Source organism: Streptomyces sp. CRCS-T-1, from assembly GCF_024442335.1.
GTDB classification, from domain to species: Bacteria; Actinomycetota; Actinomycetes; order Streptomycetales; family Streptomycetaceae; genus Streptomyces; species Streptomyces koelreuteriae.
This window is the reverse complement of sequence record NZ_CP101651.1, coordinates 8,275,434-8,297,991: the sequence shown is the minus strand read 5'-3', so window position 1 is coordinate 8,297,991 and position 22,558 is coordinate 8,275,434. Positions and strand designations below refer to the sequence as shown.

The window sequence follows — 22,558 nt, the reverse complement described above, 5'->3', positions numbered from 1 at the left end:
GCGCGCGGACGGGAGGGGACGGTCAGGCGCGCTTGTAGACGGGCGGTCGCTTCTCCGCGAAGGCGCGGGCGCCCTCCTTGGCGTCGGCGGTGTCGAACACCGGCCAGCCCCGGGTGAGTTCGGCCGCGAGGCCGTCGGATTCGGTCAGCTCCGCGGTCTCGTAGACGGAGGCCTTGACGGCCTCGACGGCCAGCGGGCCGCAGGAGTTGATCTGTTCGGCGATCTCCAGCGCCTTGGCGAGTGCGGTGCCGTCGGGGACGACGTGTCCGACCAGGCCGATGGCGGCGGCCTCACGGGCGCTGTAGGGGCGGCCGGTGAGGAGCATCTCCAGGGCGTGGGTGCGCGGGATCTGGCGTTGCAGCCGGACCGTGGAGCCGCCGATGGGGAACAGGCCGCGCTTGACCTCGAACAGACCGAAGGTGGCCGATGCGCCGGCGACGCGGATGTCGGTGCCCTGGAGCATCTCGGTGCCGCCCGCGACGCAGTACCCCTCGACGGCGGCGATCACCGGTTTACGGGGGCGGTGATGGCGCAGCATCGCCTTCCAGTGCAGGTCGGGGTCGGCCTTGAGCCGGTCGCGGTACTCCTCGCCGGCCATGCCGTTCCCGGCGAGGGCCTTGAGGTCCATGCCCGAGCAGAACGAGCCGCCCGCGCCGGTGAAGACGACCGAGCGGACCGAGTCGTCCGCGTCGGCCTCGAGCCAGCCGTCGTAGAGGCCGACGAGCATCGGCAGCGAGAGCGCGTTCCTGGCCTCCGGCCTGTTGAGCGTGAGCACCAGTGTGGCGCCTTCGCGCTGCACGGTGAGGTGTTCCGTCCCACCCATGGCCAACTCCCCTCTCGAAGAACGAGAACAGGTTGCAGTAGGGCGCTGGGCACTTCAAGGGTTTTCTGACAGATAGTCAGTTTTCTTCGCGCGGACCCTTCACAGTTGGACCGCCCTTTGCTCTGATGACCGGCGAACCGTCCGATGCCAGGCACGTCCCGGGTCAGGAGGAGCGGTGGAGTACAACCTTGCCGACCTGTTCGAGTCGGTCGTCGACGTCGTCCCCGGCCGTGAGGCGCTGGTGTACGCCGACCATCCCGGTACGGGCGCGGAGCGCCGTCTGACGTACGCGGAGCTGGACGCGGCGGCCAACCGCGTCGCCCACCATCTGCTCGACAGCGGGATACGGCCCGGTGAGCACCTCGGCCTCCACCTCTACAACGGGGTGGAGTATCTGCAGACGGTACTCGGCTGCCTGAAGGCCCGGATCGTCCCCGTCAACGTCAACTACCGCTATGTGGAAGAGGAGTTGGTGTACCTCTACCGGGACGCGGATCTGGTGGCGCTGGCCTTCGACGCGGAGTTCACGGACCGGGTGGCGGCGGCGCGACCGCGGGCGGAGCAGCTGCGGCATCTGGTGCGGGTGGGTGCGCCGGTGCCGGGGGCCGCCTCGCTGCCGTGTACGGAGTTCGCGGATGCCGAGGCAGGGGGATCGCCTGAGCGCGGGTTCGCGCCTCGATCTGCCGACGATCAGTTCATCATCTACACCGGCGGTACGACCGGGATGCCCAAGGGTGTGATGTGGCGGCAGGAGGATCTGTTCTTCGCGGGTCTCGGCGGGGGCGCCCCGACCGGTGAGCCGGTGAAGAAGCCGGAGGAGCTGGCCGAGCGCGTGGCGGCGGGTGGGTCCGGGATCACCTTCTTCCCCACGGCTCCGCTGATGCACGGCACCTCCACCCTCACTGCGTTCATCGGGTTCAACTTCGGGCAGCGGGTCGTGATCCACCGCAAGTTCGTGCCCGAGGAGGTGCTGCGGGCCGTGGAGAAGGAGAGGGTCAGCAGCATCTCGCTGGTGGGTGACGCGATGCTGCGGCCGCTGATCGACGCGCTGGGCGGTCCGCTGCGGCACATCGACCGCTCCTCGCTGTTCAGCGTGTCGTCGTCCGGCGCGATCATGTCGGACACGGTGCGCCGGCAGTTCCAGGAGCTGGTGCCGAACGCCATGCTGCTGAACAACTTCGGCTCGTCGGAGTCCGGTTTCAACGGCACGGCGACGGAGGACTCGGGGCCCGAGCGGGGCTTTCGGATCCGGGTCCACGCCCGTACGCAGGTCGTGGACCCGGCCACGTACGAGCCCGTGGCGGCCGGTGAGGTGGGGCGTATCGCCCAGTCCGGACATGTGCCGCTCGGCTACTACAACGACCCCGCCAAGACCGCCGGGACGTTCTTCGAGCGGGGCGGCGAGCGATGGGTGCTGCTCGGTGACATGGCCACCGTCGACGAGGAGGGCGTGGTCACCGTCCTCGGGCGCGGCTCGCAGTGCATCAACACCGGCGGCGAGAAGGTGTACCCGGAGGAGGTCGAGCAGGCCCTCAAGTCCCATCCGGACGTCTACGACGCGCTGGTGGCCGGGGTGCCGGACCCCCAGTGGGGCCACCATGTGGCGGCCGTGGTGCAGCTGCGCGAGGGGGCGGTGCGGCCCTCGCTGGAGGACATCCGGGCGCACTGCCGTGACCGGCTCGCCGGCTACAAGATCCCGCGCCAGCTGGTGATCACGGAGTCGGTCCAGCGGTCGCCGAGCGGCAAGGCGGACTACCGGTGGGCGCGGGAGGTGGCGGTGGCGGCGGACGGGTGATTCTCCGGCCTGTCGATTGAACCTAAGGTGACGTGCGGACGTACTGGTGGTGGCAGGCCCGGCTCACCGGGCTCTGTTTGCCATGCCTAGCAAGACCGCACGGAAGGACCTCCGGGTGTCGCTCTTCACTCGCTCCCGTCAGCAATCGGACCCGGCCGGGGGCGCGGCGGAACCGGATGACGATGCCGGTGGGACGGCTGGGGCGGCCTCGAACGACGGCGAAGGCACTGCGGATTCCGACACCGACTCTGGCACTGCGGATTCGAGCGGCGACACCGACACGGTGGAACCGGCCACCGGCACGACGGAGCCGGACGGTGGCACTGCGACGAAGACGGACCCCGACGACGACACCGGCGCCACCGCCCCGGACGCCGGTACCGCCGCACAAGAAGCAGGCGACGACTCCGAGGCACCGGGCGCGGCAAAGGCCGGCTGGTTCGGCTGGCGGCGGCGCTACCCCCGTACCGCACGCGGCGTCAGCGTCGGGACGACCGTCCTCGCCGGGGCCCTCGTGCTCTTCGCGCTCCTCGTGCCCAACCAGATGGAGAAGATCGAGTTCGCGTCGTTCGTGCGGATTCCCGCCGAGGGTGTGCTGCTCGCGGGCCTGCTGCTCGCGCTGCCGCCGCGGCCCCGGCGCGTCACGGCCGTCGTCTCGGGTGCGTTCCTCGGGCTGCTCACCATCCTGAAATTCGTCGACATGGGCTTCTACCAGATCCTGGCCCGGCCCTTCGATCTGGTCCTGGACTGGATACTGATCGAGAACGCGACGGACTTCCTGAGGGAGACCTTCGGCCGTTCCGGGCAGGTGCTCGCCGTGGTCGGTGTGATCGTCCTGTTCGTCGCGGTGCTGGTCCTCACGACGCTCGCCGTGGTGCGGCTGACGAACCTGATGGTCGGCCACCGTTCCGTCGCCGCCCGTACGACGCTGATCCTCGGCACGGCGTGGATCACGGCCATGACGCTGGGCGTGCAGATCGGCAGCGTGCCGTTCGCCACCAAGGGCAACGCCGAGTTCATCGGCAACCGGGTGGACCAGGTGCAGGCGGGCCTGGCGGACGCGCGGGTCTTCCGGAAGCAGGCCGCCGTGGACGCCTTCGCGAAGACGCCGCCCGATCAGTTGCTCACGGGGCTGCGCGGCAAGGACGTGCTGTTCACGTTCATCGAGAGCTACGGGCGAGTCGCGATCGACGACCCGGCGATGGCACCCCAGATGGACTCGGTGCTCAAGGAGGGCACCAGCTCGCTGAAGGCGGCCGGTTTCGAGTCGCGCAGCGGCTGGCTGCAGTCGCCGGTCACGGGCGCGGGCAGCTGGCTCGCCCACTCGACGTTCCTGTCCGGGCTGTGGATCAAGAACCAGCAGCGGTACCGCAACCTGACCACCAGTGACCGGATGACGCTGACCAACTACTTCGGCAAGACGAAGGCCTGGCGGACCGTCGGCGTCGTGCCCGGGGTGCGCCGGGCGTGGCCGGAGGGGAAGTACTTCGGCCTGGACCACATCTACGACTCCGAGCACCTCGGCTATCACGGCCCGTACTTCAGCTGGACGCCCGTGCCCGACCAGTTCAGCATGGAGGCCTTCCAGCGTCTGGAGCACGGCAAGAAGGACCGTCAGCCGATCATGGCGGAGATCATCCTGGCCTCCAGTCACAACCCGTGGTCGCCCATCGCGCGGATGATCGACTGGGAGAAGCTCGGCGACGGCTCGGTGTTCCACCAGATCAAGAAGGAGGGCACCAACCCCACGGAGGTCTGGAAGGACCCGGAGAAGGTGCGCACCGAGTACCGGAAGGCCATCGAGTACTCGATCCGGAGCCTCACCGAGTGGCTCGAGCGCTACGGCGACGAGGACACGGTCCTCGTGTTCCTGGGCGACCACCAGCCGGTGCCGACCGTCACCGCCGGGGACACCGGCAAGGACGTGCCGATCACCATCGTCGCCAAGGACAAGAAGGTCCTGGACCGGGTCGCCGACTGGGGCTGGACCGACGGTCTCAAGCCCGCGGAGAACGCGCCCCGGTGGGGCATGGACAAGTTCCGCGACCGCTTCATGACGGCGTACGGTCCGCAGGGCTGAGGAACTCCGCCACGGCCGCGAGGAACGCCTCGGGCCGCGCCTCGTGCACGAGATGCCCGGCGTCGATGGTGAGACGCCGGGCATCGGGAAGCAGTTCGGCCAGGGCGACGATCTGCTCTTGAGGGATCGGGCTGGTCGGTCCGCCACCGATCAACAGCGTGGGCATGGTGATCCGCCCCATGTGGTCCCACCACACAGGATCCGGCGCGTTGCGCTGCCGGTCGGTGGCGAGGATCATCGCCCAGTCGTACGGCAGGTCCTCGCCTGGACGTTCGGCGAGCGGGCGCGGCGGGTCCAGGGGGAAGGGCGCGGGTACGTCCTCCAGCACCAGGCGCCGTACGAGGTGCGGGCTGTGCTGGGCGAGCAGGTAGGCGACGGCGCCGCCGAGAGAGTGGCCCACGACGTCGGCGCGGGTGATGCCGAGGGCGCCGAGGAAGGCGTGGACGTCGTCGCGCATGGTCGCGTAGGCGTAGTCGCCGGGCCGGTCGCTGCGGCCGTGCCCGCGAAGGTCGGGGGCGTAGACCCGGCGGGGGCCTGCGGCCAGTGCGGGGGCGATCTCGGACCAGTCGGTGCCGTCGGCTCCGCGGGCGTGGAGGAGCAGGACGGGCGGTGCGTCCCGGGGTCCCCAGGCGCGGTAGGCCAGGGTGATGCCGTTGGCCTGTACGGTGCGCGGTTCTGTGTCCATGCCGGGCACGGTAGCGAGGGATGCCCCGAAGGCCGGGCCGCCTCTGCCGACGGCAGAACGGGGCCTCACTCCCGTCCGGAGCAGCCGGAGAAGAAGGCGGCCACGCGTCGCACGAACCACTCGGGGTCGTCCAGCCACGGGTAGTGCCCCGCTCCCGGCTGCACCGCGAACTCGCCCGCCGGGAAGACCTCGGCGACCCACCGGGCAAGGCCGGGACGCGGTCCGCCGTCGGCCTCGCCGGCCAGGACGAGCACCGGGGCCGTGACGCGGGCGAGCGCGCTCCGGGTCGCGGTCGGGTCGTAGGCGCCGTCCGCGCCGTAGAGGTCCCCCGCCTCGTCGTTGGTCTCGTCCTCTTCGCGCTCGGCGTGGGCCCGCGCGGCCTCGTCCCAGCGTCCGTAGAAGAACGGGAGGAACACGGGGTCGAAGTCCCCGGTACCGGCCAGCCAGGCCTCGAACGCCGGGAAAGCCTCCGCGAACCAGGGTTCCGGCGCCCGCAGCCGGGCCGCCGCCAGCCGGTCCTCGGCGGTCGCCGGCCAGCCCAGCGCCCAGGGGGTGGCGGTGACCAGCGCCAGCCGTCCCAGCCGGTCCGGATACCGGGCCGCGTAGAGCATGGCGAGACTCCCGCCCGCAGAGTGCGCGAGCACGTCCATCCGCTCCAGGCCCAGGTGGCACCGCAACGCCTCGACGTCGTCGACCAGCCGGTCGCAGCGGTAGGTCGCGGGATCCGCCGGTGCCTCGGACCGCCCGGTGCCGCGCAGATCGAGAAGGACCAGCTGCCGGTGGGCGTCGAGTCCGCCCAGGTCGCCGAGGTAGGAGGACGCCCGCATCGGTCCGCCGGGCAGCACGACCAGCGGCTCGCCCGCACCGCGCAGACGGCAGGCGAGTCGGGTTCCGTCCGGGGCTTCAAAGATCGGCATGGTGTGGATCCTCGCGTCCGGGAGGACCTTCGCACAACGGGGTTCTTCGAGGTCACCCTCGGGGCGCCGTGGGTCCTGTGCCGTCTCCGAACCGGTCCCTCAGCTCCCGCTTGAGGATCTTCCCGCTGGCGTTGCGCGGGAGTTCGTCCACGAAGAGCACTCTCTTCGGCGCCTTGAAGTGCGGCAGCGTCTCGCGGACGTGGTCGATCAGTTCCGCCTCCGTGACCTCGCCGCGCGGGACGACGACGGCCGTGACGGCCTCGATCCAGCGGTCGTCGGGGAGGCCGACGACGGCGGTCTCGGCGACCCGGGGGTGGGTGTACAGGACGTCCTCGACCTGGCGGGAGGCGACGAGGACGCCGCCGGAGTTGATGACGTCCTTCACCCGGTCGACGATCGTGAAGTAGCCGTGCGCGTCGCGGATCGCGAGGTCGCCGGAGCGGAACCAGCCGTCGCGGAAGGCCTCGGCGGTCTCCTCGGGCTTGTCCCAGTAGCCCTCGCACAGTTGCGGGGAGCGGTAGACGATCTCGCCGGGGCTGCCGTCGGGTACGTCCTCGCCGTCCTCGTCGACGACCCGGGCCTCGACGAACAGCACGGTACGGCCGCAGGAGTCCATGCGGCCCTTGTGCTCGTCGGGGGCGAGGACCGTGGCGAGGGGGCCGATCTCGCTCTGGCCGAAGCAGTTGTAGAAGGCCAGCTTCGGGAGGCGTTCCTTCAGCCGTTCCAGCACGGGGACCGGCATGATCGACGCCCCGTAGTAGGCCTTGCGCAGGCCGCTGAGGTCGCGGGTAGCGAAGTCGGGGCGGTTGGACAGGGCGATCCAGACGGTGGGCGGGGCGAACAGGCTGTCCACGCGGCCCGCTTCGACCAGGTCGAGGAGCCGGTCGCCGTCGGGTGCGTCGAGGACGAGGTTCGTCGCGCCGACGGCGAGGTAGGGCAGCAGGAAGACGTGCATCTGCGCCGAGTGGTACAGGGGCAGGGAGTGCGCGGGGCGGTCCCCGGCGCTGAGGTCGAGGGCCGAGATGGCGCTCAGGTACTCGTGCACCAGGGCCCGGTGCGTCATCATCGCGCCCTTGGGCAGGGCGGTCGTGCCCGAGGTGTACAGCAGTTGCACGAGATCCTCGGGGCGCGGCTCGGGGCCGTCGTGGGCGGGCGCCTCGGGCAGCCGCGCGAGCAGTGAGCCGTCGGTGTCGCGCAGGGTCAGTGTCCGTACGCCGTCGGGGAGCCGGTCCGCGAGGTCCGGGTCGGTGAGGACCAGGGAGCTGCCGGACTGGCCGACGATGTAGGCGAGGTCGTCGCCGATGAGGTTCTGGTTGACGGGTACGTGCACCAGGCCGGCCCGGGCGCAGGCCAGGAAGGCGATCAGGTAGGCGTCGGAGTTGTGGCCGTAGGCGCCGACGCGGTCCCCGGGGGACAAGCCCTGGTCGAGGAGGACACTCGCCGCGCGGGAGACGGCGGTGTCGAGTTCGTCGTAGGTCCAGGTGCGTTCGCCGTACTCCACCGCGACGCGCGCCGGTGTGCGCCGGGCGCTACGTCGTAGGACTCCGTCGACCGTGCTGCCGTGTCCGGGCGTCGTCATGACAAGTGATCCTCGGTCGGCGGACCGGGGAGGTCAAGGACCGGCCGGCTCAACCCTGCCGTCGCCAGAGGCGTCCGGTGTGATGGTACTGACGTATGAACGCAGAACATTTGTACGCTCAAGTCTCCTATCCCTCAACGATGTTGGAGGGCACCATGCGCAGCCGTCTGAGACGCCTCGTTCTCGGGGCCACGGCCCTGTTCACCGCCGCGTCCGCGTTACCCGCGGCCGCCGCCCCGGGCCAGGGGCGTGCGGAGCAGCACCCTTCCGGTGGCGGCCTGTCCGCCGTCATCCGCTACACCGAGTACGGCATTCCGCACATCCGCGCGAAGAACTACGCCGACCTGGGCTTCGGCACGGGCTGGGCGCAGGCCGCCGACGAGGTCTGCACGCTCGCCGACGGGTTCGTGACCCTGCGGGGCGAGCGCTCCCGGTACTTCGGTGCCGACACGGCCGCCGACGGCGCCCTCTCCGGGGCGAGGACCAACCTCGCCAGTGATCTGTACTTCCGCGGGGTCCGGGAGAGCCGCACCGTGCAGAAGGCGCTCGCCCAGCCCGCTCCCGTGGGGCCGAGCCGCGAGGTGCGGGACATGATGCGGGGCTGGGCGGTCGGGTACAACGCCTGGCTGAAGAAGAACAGGACCACGGATCCCGCCTGTGCGGGTGCCTCCTGGGTCCGCCCGGTCACCGAGCTCGATGTGGCCGCCCGCGGTCTCGCGATCGCCTCCATCGCCGGCGAGGGGCGTTTCGTCGACACGATCACGACCGCGAAGCCCCCTACCGGGGCCACGCCCGCCGCGAGCGGCCCCTCCGTCCGCAAGCCGGACGCCAAGGCCGTGGCGAAGGCGGCGGACGAGCTGTGGGGTGACCCCGGCATGGGCTCCAACGCGGTCGCCTTCCGCGGTGACACGACGGCGAACGGGCGCGGTCTGCTGCTGGGCAACCCGCACTACCCCTGGGAGGGCGGGCGCCGGTTCTGGCAGTCGCAGCAGACGATCCCCGGCGAGCTGAACGTCTCCGGCGGCTCCCTGCTCGGCACCCCCGGGATCTCCATCGGGTTCAACGCACATGTGGCGTGGAGCCACACCGTCTCCACCGGCATTCCGGCCAACTTCCACCGGCTGGACCTGGATCCGGCCGATCCCACGACGTACCTCGTGGACGGCGAGCCGGAGCGCATGAGGAAGCGGACCGTGACGGTCGCGGTGAAGGACGGCGCGCCGGTGACCCGCACCCAGTGGTGGACCCGCTACGGCCCGGTCGTCACCTCGCTCAGCGGCCAGGTCCCGCTGCCGTGGACCGGCACGACGGCATACGCCCTGTATGACCCGAACGCCGCGAACCTCCGCTTCGCCGACGCCTCGCTCGGTTTCGGCAAGGCGAAGAGCACCGACGACGTCCTCGCGTCCCTTGCGCGGCACCAGGGCATCCCATGGGTGAACACGATCGCCGCCGACCGGGCGGGACACTCCCTCTACACCCAGTCCCAGGTACTCCCTCGGATCACCGACGGGCTGGCGGAGCGCTGCTCGACGGAGCTCGGCAGGACCACGTATCCGGCGTCCGGTGTCGCGATCCTCGACGGCTCGCGCGGCGACTGCGCCCTCGGCCGCGACCCCGACGCCGTGGCGCCGGGCATCTTCGGCCCGGCGAGGATGCCGACGCTCGAGAACGCGCCGTACGTGGAGAACTCCAACGGCACCGCGTGGATGACCAACGCCGACCGGCCGATCACCGGCTACGAGCGGGTCTTCGGCACGGTGGGCACACAGCTCGGCCTGCGCACCCGGGGCGGGATCGAGGACGTGGCGGCGATGGCGGACCAGGGCCGGCTGACCGTACGCGACCTGCAACGGCAGCAGTTCGCCAACCGGGTGCCCGCGGGCGATCTCGCCGCCGGGGACGTGGCACGGGCGTGCGCCGCGCTGCCCGGCGGCAGGGCGACGGGCAGCGACGGCACCTCCGTCGACGTGTCGGAGGCCTGTGGGGTGCTGAAGGCGTGGGACCGCACCATGGACACCCGGAGCCGGGGCGCGCTGCTCTTCGACCGGTTCTGGCGGAGGCTGGAGCAGGCGGTGCCACCGGGCCAGTTGTGGAAGGTGCCGTTCTCGGCGGCCGATCCGGTACGGACCCCGAACACACTGAACACGGACGCTCCCGGCCTCGCCACCGCCCTCGCCGACACGGTGACCGAGCTGCGGGCGGCGGACATCGCGCTCGACGCGCCGCTCGGCGCGCACCAGTTCGTCGTCCGCGACGGCGAGCGCCTTCCGGTGCCGGGCGGTGCGGGGCAGCTCGGTGTGTGGAACGTGATCCAGCCGACGTGGGACGCGGCCGGCGGTGGCTACACGGAGGTGCCGTTCGGCTCCAGCCACCTCCAGGCGGTGGGCTGGGACGACAGCCGCTGCCCGGTGGCCCGCACCCTGCTGACGTACTCCCAGTCGTCGAACGCGAAGTCGCCGCACCTCGCCGATCAGACGCGGCTGTTCTCCGGTGAGAAGTGGGTGACGTCGCGCTTCTGCGAGAAGGACATCCTGTCCTCGCCGAAGCTGAAGGTGGTCCGGGTGCACGAGCGGCGCTGACCGTGCGGGGTGGGGTGCCGTTCCCGGTGGGGCGGCACCCCGCTGTTCGTCCCGCCCAGGCGTCCGGCGCGTTCCGGGGCCTGCGCATCGAGGCCACCTATACCGGTCGGTTCCGGCCCTCCCAGTACGGCTCCCGCAGCCGACGCTTGTACAGCTTGCCGTTGGGGTCGCGGGGCATCTCGGTGATGAAGTCGACGCTTCTGGGCCGCTTGTACCCGGCGAGCCGGTGGGTGCAGTGGTCGAGGAGGTCGGCCGCGAGGGCCGGGCCGGGGCGGTGTCCCGGTGCCGCCTCGACGACCGCCTTGACCTCCTCGCCCCAGTCGTCGTGTGGGATGCCGAAGACGGCGGCGTCCGCGACGGCGGGGTGGGCGAGCAGGGCCGACTCGATCTCGGCGGGGTAGATGTTGACGCCGCCGGAGATGATCAGGTCGATCTTGCGGTCGCGCAGGAAGAGGTAGCCGTCCTCGTCGAGGTGGCCGAGGTCGCCGACGGTGAAGAAGTCGCCGATGCGGTTCTTGCGGGTCTTGGCCTCGTCCTTGTGGTACGAGAAGCCGCCGGTGTTCATCTTCATGTAGACGGTGCCGAGTTCGCCGGGCGGCAGCGGGTTGCCGTCGTCGTCGAAGATGGCGAGTTCGCTGATGGGCCAGGCCTTGCCGACGGTGCCGGGTTTCTTCAGCCAGTCCTCGGCGGTGGCGAAGGCCCCGCCGCCCTCGCTGGCCGCGTAGTACTCCTCCACACAGGGGCCCCACCAGTCGAGCATGGCCCGTTTCACATGGTCGGGGCAGGGCGCGGCGCCGTGGATGGCGTGCCGCATGGCGGAGACGTCGTAGCGGTCCTTCTCCTCGTCGGGCAGGGCCAGCAGGCGGTGGAACTGGGTGGGGACCATATGGGTGTGGGTGCAGCGGTGGCGGTCGATAAGGCGGAGCATCTCCTGGGGCGTCCACTTGTCCATCACGACCAGCCGGTGCCCGATGTGCAGGGACGCGCCGGCGAACTGCAGCACGGCCGTGTGGTAGAGCGGCGAGCACACCAAGTGCACGTTGTCGTCGAACGGCCGGATGCCGAAGATGCCGAGGAAGCCGCCGAGGTAGGCCTCCTCCGGCGGCTTGCCGGGCAGGGGGCGGCGGATGCCGCGCGGCCGTCCGGTGGTGCCCGAGGTGTAGTTCATGACCCAGCCGAGGGTGCGGTCGGCGGGCGCCGACTCGGGCTGTCCGTCGAGGAGTTCGGCGTACGGCCGGAAGCCCTCGACCGCGCCTATGGCGTACCGGTGAGTGGCCGGGAGGCCCGCCTCGTCGGCGGCGTCGCGTGCCGCGTCGGCGAAGCGCTCGTGGGCGAGGAGGACCCGGGCGCCGGAGTCGGAGACGATCCACGCGATCTCCGGTCCGACCAGGTGGTGGTTGACGGGGACGAGGTAGAACCCGGCCTGGCTGGCGGCCAGATAGGCGGTCAGGAACTCGACGCCGTTGGGCAGGACCACGGCGAAGGTGTCGCCGCGTTCGAGTCCGGCCGCGCGCAGGCCGTGCACGAGCCGGTTGGCGTCGGCGTGCAGGCGTCCGGCGGTCCACTCCTCGCCGTCGGGCGCGACGAGCACGCTACGGCCGGGGTCCTGTGTGGCCTGGGCCCAGAAGCCCACTGCGGGTGTGCTCACGACTGGCCGCTCCTTCCGGCGATGCGGTTGACGCGGTCCACGGCCTGTTCGAAGCCGCGGGTGAGGTCGTCTAAGACGGCCTGGACGCTGCGTTCGCTGTTCATCCGGCCGACGATCTGCCCGACCGGGGTGCCGAGCAGTGGTTCGACCTCGTGCTTCTGGATGCGCGAGACGGCCTCGGCGACGAGCAGGCCCTGTAGCGGCATGGGCAGGGTGCCGGGCCCGGCCGGGTCGTCCCAGGCGTCGGTCCACTCGGTGCGCAGCTGGCGCGCCGGCTTGCCGGTCAGGGCGCGGGAGCGGACGGTGTCGCCGGAGCCGGCCGCGAGGAGTTTGCGGGTCAGGGCGGGCGAGTGGAGGTCCGCTTCCGTGGTGGTCAGCCATATAGAGCCCAGCCACACACCCTGAGCCCCGAGGCTGAGCGCGGCGGCCACCTGCTGTCCGCTGCCGATACCGCCGGCGGCCAGCACGGGCAGCGGGGCGACGGCGTCGACGACCTCGGGGGTGAGCACCATGGACGCGATCTCACCGGTGTGACCACCGGCCTCGTAGCCCTGCGCCACGACGATGTCGATCCCGGCGTCCTGGTGCTTGCGGGCGTGCCGGGCGCTGCCCGCGAGCGCGGCGACGAGCACGTCCTGGTCGTGGGCGCGGGCGATGACGTCGGCGGGCGGGGAACCGAGGGCGTTGGCCAGGAGCCTGATCGGGTAGTCGAAAGCGACGTCGAGCTGGCTGCGGGCGACCTGCTCCATCCAGCCGGTGATACGCCATCCGGACGCCTCGCCCTCGGCGAGTTCGGGCACACCGTGCTTGGCGAGGGTGTCCAGGACGAACTGCCGGTGCCCCTCGGGGATCATCGCCTCGACCTCGGCTTCGGTCACGCCCTCGACCTTCTTCGCCGGCATCACGACGTCCAGGCCGTACGGCCGTCCGTCCACATGCGCCTCGATCCAGTCCAGGTCGCGTTTGAGCTCGTCGGGGGCGGTGTAGCGGACCGCGCCGAGCACGCCGAAGCCGCCGGCCCGGCTGATGGCCGCGGCGACGGCGGGGAACGGCGTGAAGCCGAAGACGGCGTGCTCGACTCCCAGTTTCTGGCTCAGCTCCGTCTGCATGGGCGCAGGATGCCGTAGTCCTCCGGAGGACGGAAGAGCATTTCTGATACCCCGTCAGATTCTCGGTCAGATTCATGAAGGCGTGCGGCGGACATACTTTCGGGGACATGCGAGACGGTTGAGGCGAAGGGGTGTGCGGTGACCGAGGGAGCGGCAGACAGAGCGGCGACCGCTGAACCGACCCGGCGGCAACTGGGCGCACGGGCCCTGGCCTTGGGCGGTGCGCTCGCCCTCGCCTCCCTGCCCGCGGGGCCCGCCGCGGCCGCCCCGCCGACACGTCACCGCCCCACCCTCCGCCACGGCTCCGCCGCACGCGCCGGACTGCTCTCCTCCCACCTTCGCCGGCTCGTCACCGACGCCGAGACCTTCCTCGGCCCCTCCCCCGCGCACCCCTGGTACGCGGGTGCCGTCCTGCTCGCCGGACGCGGCGGCACCGTCGCCCTGCACCGGCCCCTCGGCATGGCGGTGCGCTACCGGGCCTACGACGAGAAGACCGACACCGGTGTGGAGTTCCCGCCGGACGAGCAGATTCCCATGGCCGAGGACACCGTCTTCGACCTGGCGTCGGTGTCGAAGCTGTTCACCTCGATCCTCGCCGTGCAGCAGATCGAGCGGGGCAGGCTGGAGCTGGAGGGCAAGGTCGCCTCGTACCTGCCTGACTTCGGACGTGCGGGCAAGCAGGACATCACGATCCGTCAGCTCCTCACCCACACCTCCGGTTTCCGCGCCTGGATCCCGCTGTACAAAGCACCGACCTACGAGGAGAAACTCCAGCTCATCTGGAACGAGAAGCCGGTGAGCGCACCGGGCACGGCGTATCTGTACTCGGACCTGAACCTGGTCTCGCTCCAGCTCGTGCTGGAAGGGATCACGGGCCGCTCCCTGGACACCCTCCTGAGGGAGGAGATCACCGCGCCGCTCGGCATGCGCCGCACCCGCTACAACCCACCCGCCTCCTGGCGGCCGAGGATCGCGGCCACGGAGGACGCACGCCCTCCGTGGTCCGGCCTGGACCGTGGCCTGGTGTGGGGCGAGGTGCACGACGAGAACGCCTTCAGCCTGGGCGGGGTCGCGGGGCACGCGGGTGTGTTCTCCGACGCGTGGGACCTCGCGGTCCTCGGCCGGACGCTGCTCAACGGCGGTGTCTACGGGCGGGAGCGGATCCTGAGGCCGGAGTCGGTGGAGCTGATGTTCACCGACTTCAACACCGCCTTCCCCGGCGACGAGCACGGCCTCGGCTTCGAGCTCTACCAGCACTGGTACATGGGCGCGATGGCCACGCCGCGCACGGCCGGGCACACCGGCTTCACGGGCACCTCGCTGGTGCTGGACCCGACGACGGACTCCTTCCTCGTCGTGCTCGGCAACTCCGTTCATCCGGTACGCAGTTGGCGTTCGGGGTCGGCGCCTCGGGTCGCCGCCGCGAACCATCTGGCACGGGCCGTGCCGGTCCGGCCGGTGCGGGGACGCAGCGCCTGGTTCTCCGGGATGGCGGTCTCCTCGACGGCGACGCTCACTCTTCCCGAGCTCGACACGTCCGCCGGCGGGGCGCGGCTGCGCTGCGCGCTGTGGTGGGACACCGAGCCGAAGGCCGACACCCTGGTCCTGGAGGCCACGACCGACGGCGGCACGACGTGGCAGCCGGTGCCCTTCACGACGTCCCGCCGGGGCGAGGAACCCCGGCCGCATCCGTCCGGCTCGGTCACCGGCTGGTCCGGCCGCGCCTGGCACCGCCTCACGGCGGATGTCCCCGCCGCGCGGGGACTCGCCCTGCGCTGGCGGTACGCGACGGACCGGCTGTATGTCGGGCGTGGTTGCTACGTGGACGGGCTCCGGGTCGAGACGGCGGGCGACGTCCTGTTCGACGAGACCCGCCCGGCGGACGCTTCGCGCCTTCAGGCAGTCGGGTGGACGCGGTCGGCGGACTGAGGGCTCACCGGGGATCGTCCTCTAGTACCGCCATCGCCGCGTTGTGCCCGGGCACTCCGCTCACTCCGCCGCCGCGCACCGCACCGGCACCGCACAGCAGCACGTTGGCGTGCCCGGTCTCCACGCCCCAGCGGCCGGTGCCGTCCTGGGCCCAGGGCCAGCTCAGGTCGCGGTGGAAGATGTTGCCGCCCGGCAGGCCGAGGTCCCGCTCCAGGTCGAGCGGCGTCCTGGCCTCGATGCAGGGCCGTCCGTCCGCGTCGGTGGCCAGGCAGTCGGCGATCGGTTCGGCCAGGTGGGCGTCGAGCTGGGCGAGGGTCGACTTCAGCAGCTCTTCGCGTACGGCGTCGTTGTCCCGCTCGAACAGGCGGGCCGGGGTGTGCAGCCCGAAGAGGGTGAGCGTCTGGTAGCCCTGTTCGGCCAGGTCGGGGCCGAGGATGGTCGGGTCGGTGAGCGAGTGGCAGTAGATCTCGGAGGGCGGCGCTGCGGGCAGCTCACCGGCGGCGGCCTGGGCGTGGGCGGCAGCCAGTTGGCCGTAGCCCTCGGCGATGTGGAAGGTGCCGGCGAACGCCTCGCGCGGGTCGACGGAGCTGTCCCGCAGCGTCGGCAGCCGCTTGAGCAGCATGTTCACCTTCAGCTGGGCGCCCTCGGCGAGGGCCGGGGGTGTGTCGCCGGTCAGTTGCGCCAGGGCATGCGGGGAGGCGTTGACCAGGACGTGCCGGGCGGCGACGGTGCCTTCGCTGTCGGCCGTGCGGTAGGTGACCTCGGCGGTTCGGCCGTCCGTGGCGATGCGCAGCGCCTCGTGGCCGGTGGCGATGACCGCGCCGGCGGCGCGTGCCGCGTCGGCGAGTGCGTCGGTGAGGGCGCCCATGCCGCCGACGGGGACGTCCCAGTCGCCGGTGCCGCCGCCGATCACGTGGTAGAGGAAGCAGCGGTTCTGCTTCAGTGAGGGGTCGTGGGCGTCGGCGAACGTGCCGATCAGCGCGTCGGTGAGGACCACGCCGCGCACCAGGTCGTCCGCGAACCGTTCCTCGACGGCGACCCCGATCGGCTCCTCGAACAGCGTCCGCCAGGCCTGCTCGTCGTCGAGCCGGTCGCGGAGTTCCTCCCGGGTGGGCAGCGGCTCGGTGAGGGTCGGGAAGACCCGCTGGGCGACGCGGCCGGTCATGCCGTAGAACTCCTGCCAGGCCTGGTACTCGCGGTCCGAGCCGGTGAGCCGTTCGAAGGCTTCCTGGGTCCGCCGCTCGCCGCCGCCGACGAGGAGCCCGGTGGGCCGGCCGTCGCGCTCTGCGGGTGTGTAGGAGGAGACGGTGCGGGTGCGGACGCGGAAGTCCAGGCCGAGGTCCCGGACGATCTTCTTGGGCAGCAGGCTGACCAGATACGAGTACCGGGACAGCCGCGCGTCGACCCCGGCGAACGGCCGGGTGGACACCGCCGCTCCCCCGGTGTGGTCCAACTGCTCCAGAACCAGCACGGAACGGCCGGCCCGGGCCAGGTAGGCGGCGGCGACCAGGCCGTTGTGTCCACCGCCGACGATGACGGCGTCGTACGTCCGGTGTGCGCGGGGTCCCTCGGGTGCGGTCATGGTTCTTCGTAACACGGGGTGATCCAGGTCGGCCAGACGGGCGGCGAACGGGCCCTTGGGCGGAGGCGTCGAGGTGGGCGGACGGGCCCTTCGGCCGTCGGCGACGGTCCCGGGCGGCAGGCTCATCGGCGTGGGCATCCGCCCGGACGACGGGCTCCGCGGTGCAGGCGTCGAGACAGGCGGTCGGGCCGCCCGGCGGCAGTCGGTGTCCAGGCACGGCCTTCAGCAGTGTGCGGTCACCTGGGTGTTCAGGGCGACCCCGGCCTCCGGCCGACCGACTTCTCGCGCTGCCGACCCGGTTCCGCCCGGGTCACCGCCCGGCCGACGCCCGTTGCTCGCGCAGGGCCGCCACCTGGCGGTAGAGCGCCACGGCTTCGGCGGCGCGGCCGAGTTGTTGGAGGCAGTGTGCCTCGTCGTTGCGGCTGGCGAGGGTGTCGGGGTGGTCCGTGCCGAGGACGCGTTCGCGGGCGGCGGCGACGCGCCGGTATTCGGTGAGCGCGTCGGCCCAGCGGGCCAGCCAGCCCAGGCCGACGGCGACCTCGCGGAGGCTGACCAGGGTGTCCGGATGCTCGGGTCCGAGGATCCGCTCGCGGAGGGCGCCGACGTCCCGGGACTCGGCGAGGGCCTCCTCCCAGCGGCCCAGCCGACCCAGGTTGACGCACCGGCCGTGGCGGGCGCGCAGGGTCTCGGGGTGGGTGGGGCCCTGGACGCGGGTGCGGTCCTCGGCCAGGTCGCGATAGAGGTCCAGGGCCTCCGCGCTGCGGCCGAGGCGGCCCAGGCTGATGCCGATCTCGTGCCGGGCGGCGAGCGTGTCGGGGTGGTCGGCGCCGAGGGCCCTGGCACGGGCCGCGGCGACCTCACGGTAGGTCTCCAGGGCTTCGGCCCAGCGGCCCAATTGGCCGAGGGCGTAGGCGACTTCGTAGCGGGTGACGAGGGTGTCGGGGTGGTCCGGGCCGAGCACCCGGGCGCGGGCGGCGGCCACCTCGCGGGCCATGCGGTAGGAGTCCTCCAGTCGGCCGAGGCGGCTGAGGTTGAAGGCGAGGTTGTGCCGGCAACGCAGGGTGTCGGGGTGGTCGGTCCCCATCGTGCGCTCCCGGGCGGTGAGCACCGAGGTGTACACCCGGTGGGCGTCGAAGGGACGGCCCAACTGACCGAGCACGTAGGCCATCTCCTGGCGCGCGGCGAGCGTGTCGGGATGGTCGGCGCCGTGGCTGCGGATCCTGGCCTCGGTGACGTGCTTGTACTCGCGCAGAGCGTCCGCGGCGCGGCCGGTGCGGCTGAGCGTGAAGGCGACCTCGTAGCGGCTGGCGAGGGTGTCGGGGTGGTCGGGGCCGAGGAGGTGTTCGCGTTCGGCGGCGACCGCCCGGTGCACCTCCCCCGCTTCCGCCCAGCGGCCGAGCCGGCCGAGGCTCAGGCCCGCGTTGTGCCGGCCGGCCAAGGCGGTCAGGGCGTCCGGGGGCGGGGTGGGCCGTTCCTCGGGGACGGGATCCTCGACGGGGCCCGCGGCGGGCCGGGCGATCCATTCGCCGGAGAGTCCGGCCGCCGGGTCCGCCGGTGCGGTGCGCAGCCCGGCACCGGCGGCCTTGTGGCCGGTGGTCATGCCGTGGGTCCAGGACGGCAGCCGTCCCGCTCCCGCAAGCGCGCCGGGCGCGGCACGGGCCGCCAGCACGCTCGGCACATACTGCGGCGCGGCCCGGTGCATGCTGATCCGACGGGCCAGCTCGCGGGCGTCGTCGGGTCTGTGCCCGGGTTCCTTGGCCAGCAGGTCCAGGACGACGCGCTCCAGGTACTCGGGCAGTTCGCGGCGATGTTCGCGCAGCGGCCGGGGCGGGGTGTCGCGGTGGCCGACGAGGATCGCCCAGGGGTCGTCGAGGTCGAACGGCGGCACGCCGGTGGCGATCTCGTAGAGCACGCACCCGAAGGAGTACAGGTCGCTGCGCTGGTCGACCTCGGTGCCGCTGATCTGCTCCGGGGACATGTAGTGCGGGGTGCCCATGGCGATGCCGGTGCCGGTCAGCCGGGAGGTGAAGCCGATGTCGTGGCCGAGGCGGGCTATGCCGAAGTCGCAGATCTTCACGGTGCCGTCGCCGAGCCGCACGATGTTGGCCGGTTTCAGATCGCGGTGGACGATGTTCTGCTCGTGGCAGTACGCCAGCGCGGCGGCGACCTGCTCGGCGATCTCCACCACGTCGGCGACCGGCAGCGGGTGCTGCTTGTTGTCCTCCAGGAGCTGACTGAGATTGCGGCCGTCCAGCAGCTCCATGACGAGGTAGAGGACGCCCTCGGACTCGCCGAAGTCGTGTACGACGGTGATGCCCCGGTGCTGGAGCGCTGCGGCCACCCGGGCCTCACGCCGGAACCGCTCGCGCAGTACGCGCGTGAAGGCGTGGTCGTGGTTGGGGCCCAGCGGTTTGAGGCATTTGACGGCGACGTGCCGGCCGAGGGACTCGTCCCGTGCCCGCCACACCTCGCCCATGCCGCCGCGCCCGATCAGATCGAGCAGCCGGTATCGGCCGTGGATGAGCCTGCTCTCCCCCATGTCGCGCGACGCTCCCCCCGGTAGCTGTTCGCCCGCTCCTCCCACTGGCCCACTCAGTATGGCGGCCTATCGTCCGAGTTTGTACGGTGCCGGGCGCGTGTCCGGGCCGAGCCTCGCCATGGCACGCAGGATGTGTTTGGGCGGGAGTTGCCAGCGCAGACGTGCGGGAATCCGGCGCAACAGGAGACCGGTGAGGCGCAGTTGCCGGGCGGCGGTGGCGGGTGCGGGGGCCGGTCTGCCGTACAACTCGTGGGCGTACGGCGGCAGAGAGGCGTACGCCAGTTGTGCCACGCGCCGCCACAGCACCTCGCGCACCGGTACGAGGAGCGGGTGCGTCGGCGGGTGGAGGAGGAAGTCGTCCACTTCGCGTGCCTCGGGTCCGGCGGCCAGCTCCGGGCGCACCTTCTCGAAGTAGGCGGCCAGCTCGGCCCGGTCGGCCGGTACGGTGCCCGGGTCGAGCCCCACCAGGCGTGCGCTCTGCCGGTGTTCGGCGATGTAGCGGTCGGCCTCGGCGTCGGTGAGCCGGAACCCGGATTCGCGCAGCACGTGCAGGTAGGAGTCGATCTCGGCGCAGTGCACCCACAGGAGCAGACTGGGTTCGTCGACGCCGTAGCGCTCGCCGGTGTCCGGGTCGGTCGCCGTCAGCATGCGGTGGATCTTCCTCACGCGGGCGCCCGCCCGTTCGGCGGCTTCCGTGGTGCCGTATGTCGTGGTGCCGACGAAGTTCGCGGTGCGCATCAGCCGGCCCCAGGCGTCCTGCCGGAAGTCGGAGTTCTGCATGACGCCGCGTACGGCGCGCGGATGCAGGGCCTGGAGGTAGAGCGCCCGGATACCGGCGATCCACATCATGGGGTCGCCGTGCACCTGCCAGGTCACCGAATCAGGGGTGAACAGCCCGGGGTCCGCGCCGGTCATGGACTCACCTCCGCACGGCGCCCACGATGACACAGCTCGAACAACAGGTCGACACCCCTGGGCACCAGCAGTACGGTCCGGTCACTGGGAGCGCTATGGTGCGCTGATGTCATCGATCAAGCAGATCCAGATCACCTTCGACTGCGCGGAGCCCGCGCGCCTCGCTGCCTTCTGGTGCGAGGTGCTGGGATACGTCCTACCGCCGGTCCCGGAGGGGTTCGCCACGTGGGAGGACTACCACCGCTCGCTGCCGCCCGAGGACCAGGTGACCTATTTCGCGTGCAGTGACCCCTCGGGTACGGGCCCGCGCCTGCTCTTCCAGCGCGTACCCGAGGGGAAGGTCGTCAAGAACCGGGTGCACCTGGACGTCCGGGCCGGCATCGGGCTCGTCGGGGAAGAGCGTCTCGCCACGCTGGAGGCCGAGTGCGCACGGCTGGTCTCGCTCGGCGCGGTCCACCTGTACACGCAGCTTGCCGATGGGCAAGAAGAGTCGTGCATCACGATGCAGGACATCGAGGGCAACGAGTTCTGCCTCGACTGAGCCCGGCCCGAGCCGTCAGGCGGTGACCCAGTACGTGCGGGTGTTGGTGAACTCGCGGATGCCGGCGGCGGCCAGTTCGCGGCCGTGGCCGCTGCGCTTGGTGCCGCCGAAGGGCAGGCGCGGGTCGGACGCGACGATCGCGTTGACGAAGGCCGCTCCGCTGGTGACACGGCGGGCCAGGGCGACGCCCCGGCCCGGGTCGGCCGTCCAGACGCTCACCCCGAGTCCGAACGCGGTGGCGTTCGCGAGCCGTACGGCGTCCTCGTCGTCCCGGGCGACGGTGAGGGCGGCGAGCGGTCCGAAGGTCTCCTCGTCGAAGGCGGGCATGCCGGGGCCGGTGTCCGCCAGGACGGTCGGCCGGTAGAAGTACCCGTCGCCGGGCAGGGGTTTGCCTCCGGTGAGGAGCCGGGCCCCGGCGGCGACGGAGTCCTCGACCTGCCGTTGGATCGCCGCTCGCAGGTCATCGCGGGCGAGCGGGCCGATCTGGGTCCGACGGTCGCGCGGATCGCCGACGCGCAGCGCTTCGACGCCGGCCACGAAGGCGGTGGTGAAGGCGTCCGCCACGGTGGCGCTGACGATGAACCGCTTGGCGCAGACGCAGCTCTGGCCCGAGTTGGTGAAGCGAGCCCTCACCGCCGCCGCGGCGGCTGCGTCGATGTCGGCGTCGTCGAGGACCACGAAGGCGTCCGAACCGCCCAGTTCCAGGACGGACTTCTTCGCCGCACGTCCGGCCGCCGATCCGACGGCCGCGCCCGCCCGGTTACTTCCGGTGAGGGTGACGGCGGCGACGCGGTCGTCCTCGATGAGCCGCGCTGTCACCTCGGGTACGTCCGTATCCGCGATGACGAGGGTGGTCACCAGGTGCTCGGGGAAGCCCGCCTCGACAAAGAGGTCCTGCAACGCCAGGGCGCTGCCGGTGACGTTGGAAGCGTGCTTGAGCAGGACACCGTTGCCCGCTACCAGGGAGGGGACGGCGAAGCGCATGACCTGCCAGACGGGGAAGTTCCACGGCATGACGGCCAGGACTAGGCCGGCGGGCTCGTACGCCACCCATGCTCGCGCTCCGTCGACCTCGACCTGCTCGTCGGCGAGGATGCCGGGTCCCTGCAGGGCGTAGTACTCGGCGGTGACCGCCGACTTCTCCACCTCGCCCTCGGCCTCCGCCACCGGTTTGCCCATCTCGGTGACGGCCAGGGAGGCGAGGTGGTCCTGGTGTTCGCGCAGAGTGCGGGCGAGACGGGCGGCGCGCGCGGCCCGCTCGGTCACCGGGACCAGCGCCCAGGCGCGGCTCGCGGCGTGCGCCCGCGCCACGGCGGCCTCGATGCGGCCCGCGTCCCAGCCTTCGTAGGTGGCTGTCTGCTCGCCGGTGGCGGGGTTGATGATCCGGATGGTGGCGCTCATGAGGTGGGGGCCCCTCCCTTGTCGCTCGCGGAGAGGTGCTCGAAGGTCTCGCCGGTGGCGGTGATGGTGCGGGTGACGTCCCGGCCGCCGTAGACCCAGTAGATCCGCATGACGCCCTCGCCGCGGTTGAAGAACCGGTGCGGGATGCCGGCCGGGACCCAGGTCGCCTGGCCGACCTCCAGGTCGAAGAACTCGCCGTCGATCTCGGCGGTCGCCTCGCCTTCGAGGATCAGGACCGACTCCTCGACGTTGTGGCTGTGCAGGGGCAGACCGGTGCCGGGCTGGAAGACGGTCTGCCCGGTGGTGATGACCGCCTTCTCGGAGTTCCACTTGCCGACGTAGGGGACGGTGGCGACGCCGCCGCCGCGGTCGAAGCGTTCGACCTCGTCGGGGCGGATCAGCAGATTCGGCTGGGCGGGCTGGGTGCACATGG

The 22,558-nt window shown here is 71.6% G+C and carries 15 protein-coding genes and 1 pseudogene; 5 read left to right on the top strand and 11 right to left on the bottom strand.

Features of this window, described 5'->3' with window-relative positions:
* Positions 1–22: 22 nt before the first annotated feature.
* Entirely contained in the window at positions 23–823 is an 801-nt protein-coding gene (locus NNW99_RS37500; protein ID WP_215123852.1) for a crotonase/enoyl-CoA hydratase family protein, read from the bottom strand.
* 175 nt (positions 824–998) lie between these two features.
* Between NNW99_RS37500 and NNW99_RS37495 the strand changes: the two genes are divergently transcribed.
* Together NNW99_RS37495 and NNW99_RS37490 are read left to right on the top strand one after the other, a co-directional pair.
* Positions 999–2,618, top strand: coding sequence for an acyl-CoA synthetase (locus NNW99_RS37495; RefSeq protein WP_215123851.1), 1,620 nt, complete (start codon positions 999–1,001; stop codon positions 2,616–2,618).
* Positions 2,619–2,733: 115 nt separating this feature from the next.
* Positions 2,734–4,698 carry a sulfatase gene (locus NNW99_RS37490; RefSeq protein WP_215123849.1) on the top strand — a complete coding sequence of 655 codons (1,965 nt, stop codon included), beginning with the start codon at positions 2,734–2,736 and terminating at the stop codon, positions 4,696–4,698.
* Here the strand turns inward: NNW99_RS37490 and NNW99_RS37485 are convergent.
* The 3 genes and pseudogenes from NNW99_RS37485 to NNW99_RS37475 form a co-directional block, all read right to left on the bottom strand.
* Positions 4,670–5,383 (bottom strand): annotated as a pseudogene (locus NNW99_RS37485) (alpha/beta fold hydrolase); the annotation flags it as partial. The gene NNW99_RS37490 and the pseudogene NNW99_RS37485 sit on opposite strands and share 29 nt — an antisense overlap.
* Before the next feature lie 65 nt (positions 5,384–5,448).
* The gene (locus NNW99_RS37480; RefSeq protein WP_215123845.1) at positions 5,449–6,300 is read right to left on the bottom strand and encodes an alpha/beta fold hydrolase; all 852 of its coding nucleotides are present in this window, start codon (positions 6,298–6,300) and stop codon (positions 5,449–5,451) included.
* 52 nt (positions 6,301–6,352) lie between these two features.
* Entirely contained in the window at positions 6,353–7,879 is a 1,527-nt protein-coding gene (locus NNW99_RS37475) for an acyl-CoA synthetase (protein WP_215123843.1), read from the bottom strand.
* Positions 7,880–8,034: 155 nt separating this feature from the next.
* On the opposite strand from NNW99_RS37475, the gene NNW99_RS37470 reads away from it, so the two are divergent.
* The gene (locus NNW99_RS37470) at positions 8,035–10,461 is read left to right on the top strand and encodes a penicillin acylase family protein (protein WP_215123841.1); all 2,427 of its coding nucleotides are present in this window, start codon (positions 8,035–8,037) and stop codon (positions 10,459–10,461) included.
* 97 nt (positions 10,462–10,558) lie between these two features.
* Here the strand turns inward: NNW99_RS37470 and NNW99_RS37465 are convergent, their stop codons facing one another.
* Together NNW99_RS37465 and NNW99_RS37460 are read right to left on the bottom strand one after the other, a co-directional pair.
* On the bottom strand, positions 10,559–12,109 hold the full coding sequence (locus tag NNW99_RS37465; RefSeq protein WP_215123839.1) for an acyl-CoA synthetase: 1,551 nt from the start codon (positions 12,107–12,109) through the stop codon (positions 10,559–10,561).
* The gene (locus NNW99_RS37460; RefSeq protein WP_215123837.1) at positions 12,106–13,218 is read right to left on the bottom strand and encodes a nitronate monooxygenase family protein; all 1,113 of its coding nucleotides are present in this window, start codon (positions 13,216–13,218) and stop codon (positions 12,106–12,108) included. The genes NNW99_RS37465 and NNW99_RS37460 overlap by 4 nt, the downstream gene beginning before the upstream one ends.
* A gap of 138 nt (positions 13,219–13,356) precedes the next feature.
* Here NNW99_RS37460 and NNW99_RS37455 point away from each other — a divergent pair, with 138 nt between their 5' ends.
* Complete coding sequence (locus NNW99_RS37455) at positions 13,357–15,147, top strand: serine hydrolase (RefSeq protein ID WP_251058045.1); 1,791 nt, start codon at positions 13,357–13,359, stop codon at positions 15,145–15,147.
* A 4-nt stretch (positions 15,148–15,151) separates the two neighbouring features.
* On the opposite strand, the gene NNW99_RS37450 is transcribed toward NNW99_RS37455, so the two are convergent.
* From NNW99_RS37450 to NNW99_RS37440, 3 genes are all read right to left on the bottom strand, one after another.
* The gene (locus NNW99_RS37450) at positions 15,152–16,729 is read right to left on the bottom strand and encodes an NAD(P)/FAD-dependent oxidoreductase (protein ID WP_215123835.1); all 1,578 of its coding nucleotides are present in this window, start codon (positions 16,727–16,729) and stop codon (positions 15,152–15,154) included.
* A 310-nt stretch (positions 16,730–17,039) separates the two neighbouring features.
* Positions 17,040–19,268: a serine/threonine-protein kinase gene (locus NNW99_RS37445; RefSeq protein WP_215123833.1), complete on the bottom strand. Its 2,229-nt coding sequence runs from the start codon at positions 19,266–19,268 to the stop codon at positions 17,040–17,042.
* A 66-nt stretch (positions 19,269–19,334) separates the two neighbouring features.
* Positions 19,335–20,183 (bottom strand): oxygenase MpaB family protein, encoded by an 849-nt coding sequence (locus NNW99_RS37440; protein WP_215123831.1) that lies wholly within the window; start codon positions 20,181–20,183, stop codon positions 19,335–19,337.
* 106 nt (positions 20,184–20,289) lie between these two features.
* Between NNW99_RS37440 and NNW99_RS37435 the strand changes: the two genes are divergently transcribed.
* A complete protein-coding gene (locus NNW99_RS37435; protein WP_215123829.1) occupies positions 20,290–20,724 on the top strand; it encodes a VOC family protein in 435 nt (144 codons plus the stop codon).
* Positions 20,725–20,739: 15 nt separating this feature from the next.
* On the opposite strand, the gene NNW99_RS37430 is transcribed toward NNW99_RS37435, so the two are convergent.
* Together NNW99_RS37430 and NNW99_RS37425 are read right to left on the bottom strand one after the other, a co-directional pair.
* Complete coding sequence (locus tag NNW99_RS37430; RefSeq protein WP_215123827.1) at positions 20,740–22,125, bottom strand: aldehyde dehydrogenase family protein; 1,386 nt, start codon at positions 22,123–22,125, stop codon at positions 20,740–20,742.
* Positions 22,122–22,556: a cupin domain-containing protein gene (locus NNW99_RS37425; RefSeq protein WP_215123825.1), complete on the bottom strand. Its 435-nt coding sequence runs from the start codon at positions 22,554–22,556 to the stop codon at positions 22,122–22,124. The genes NNW99_RS37430 and NNW99_RS37425 overlap by 4 nt, the downstream gene beginning before the upstream one ends.
* Between the last annotated feature and the right edge of the window lie 2 nt (positions 22,557–22,558).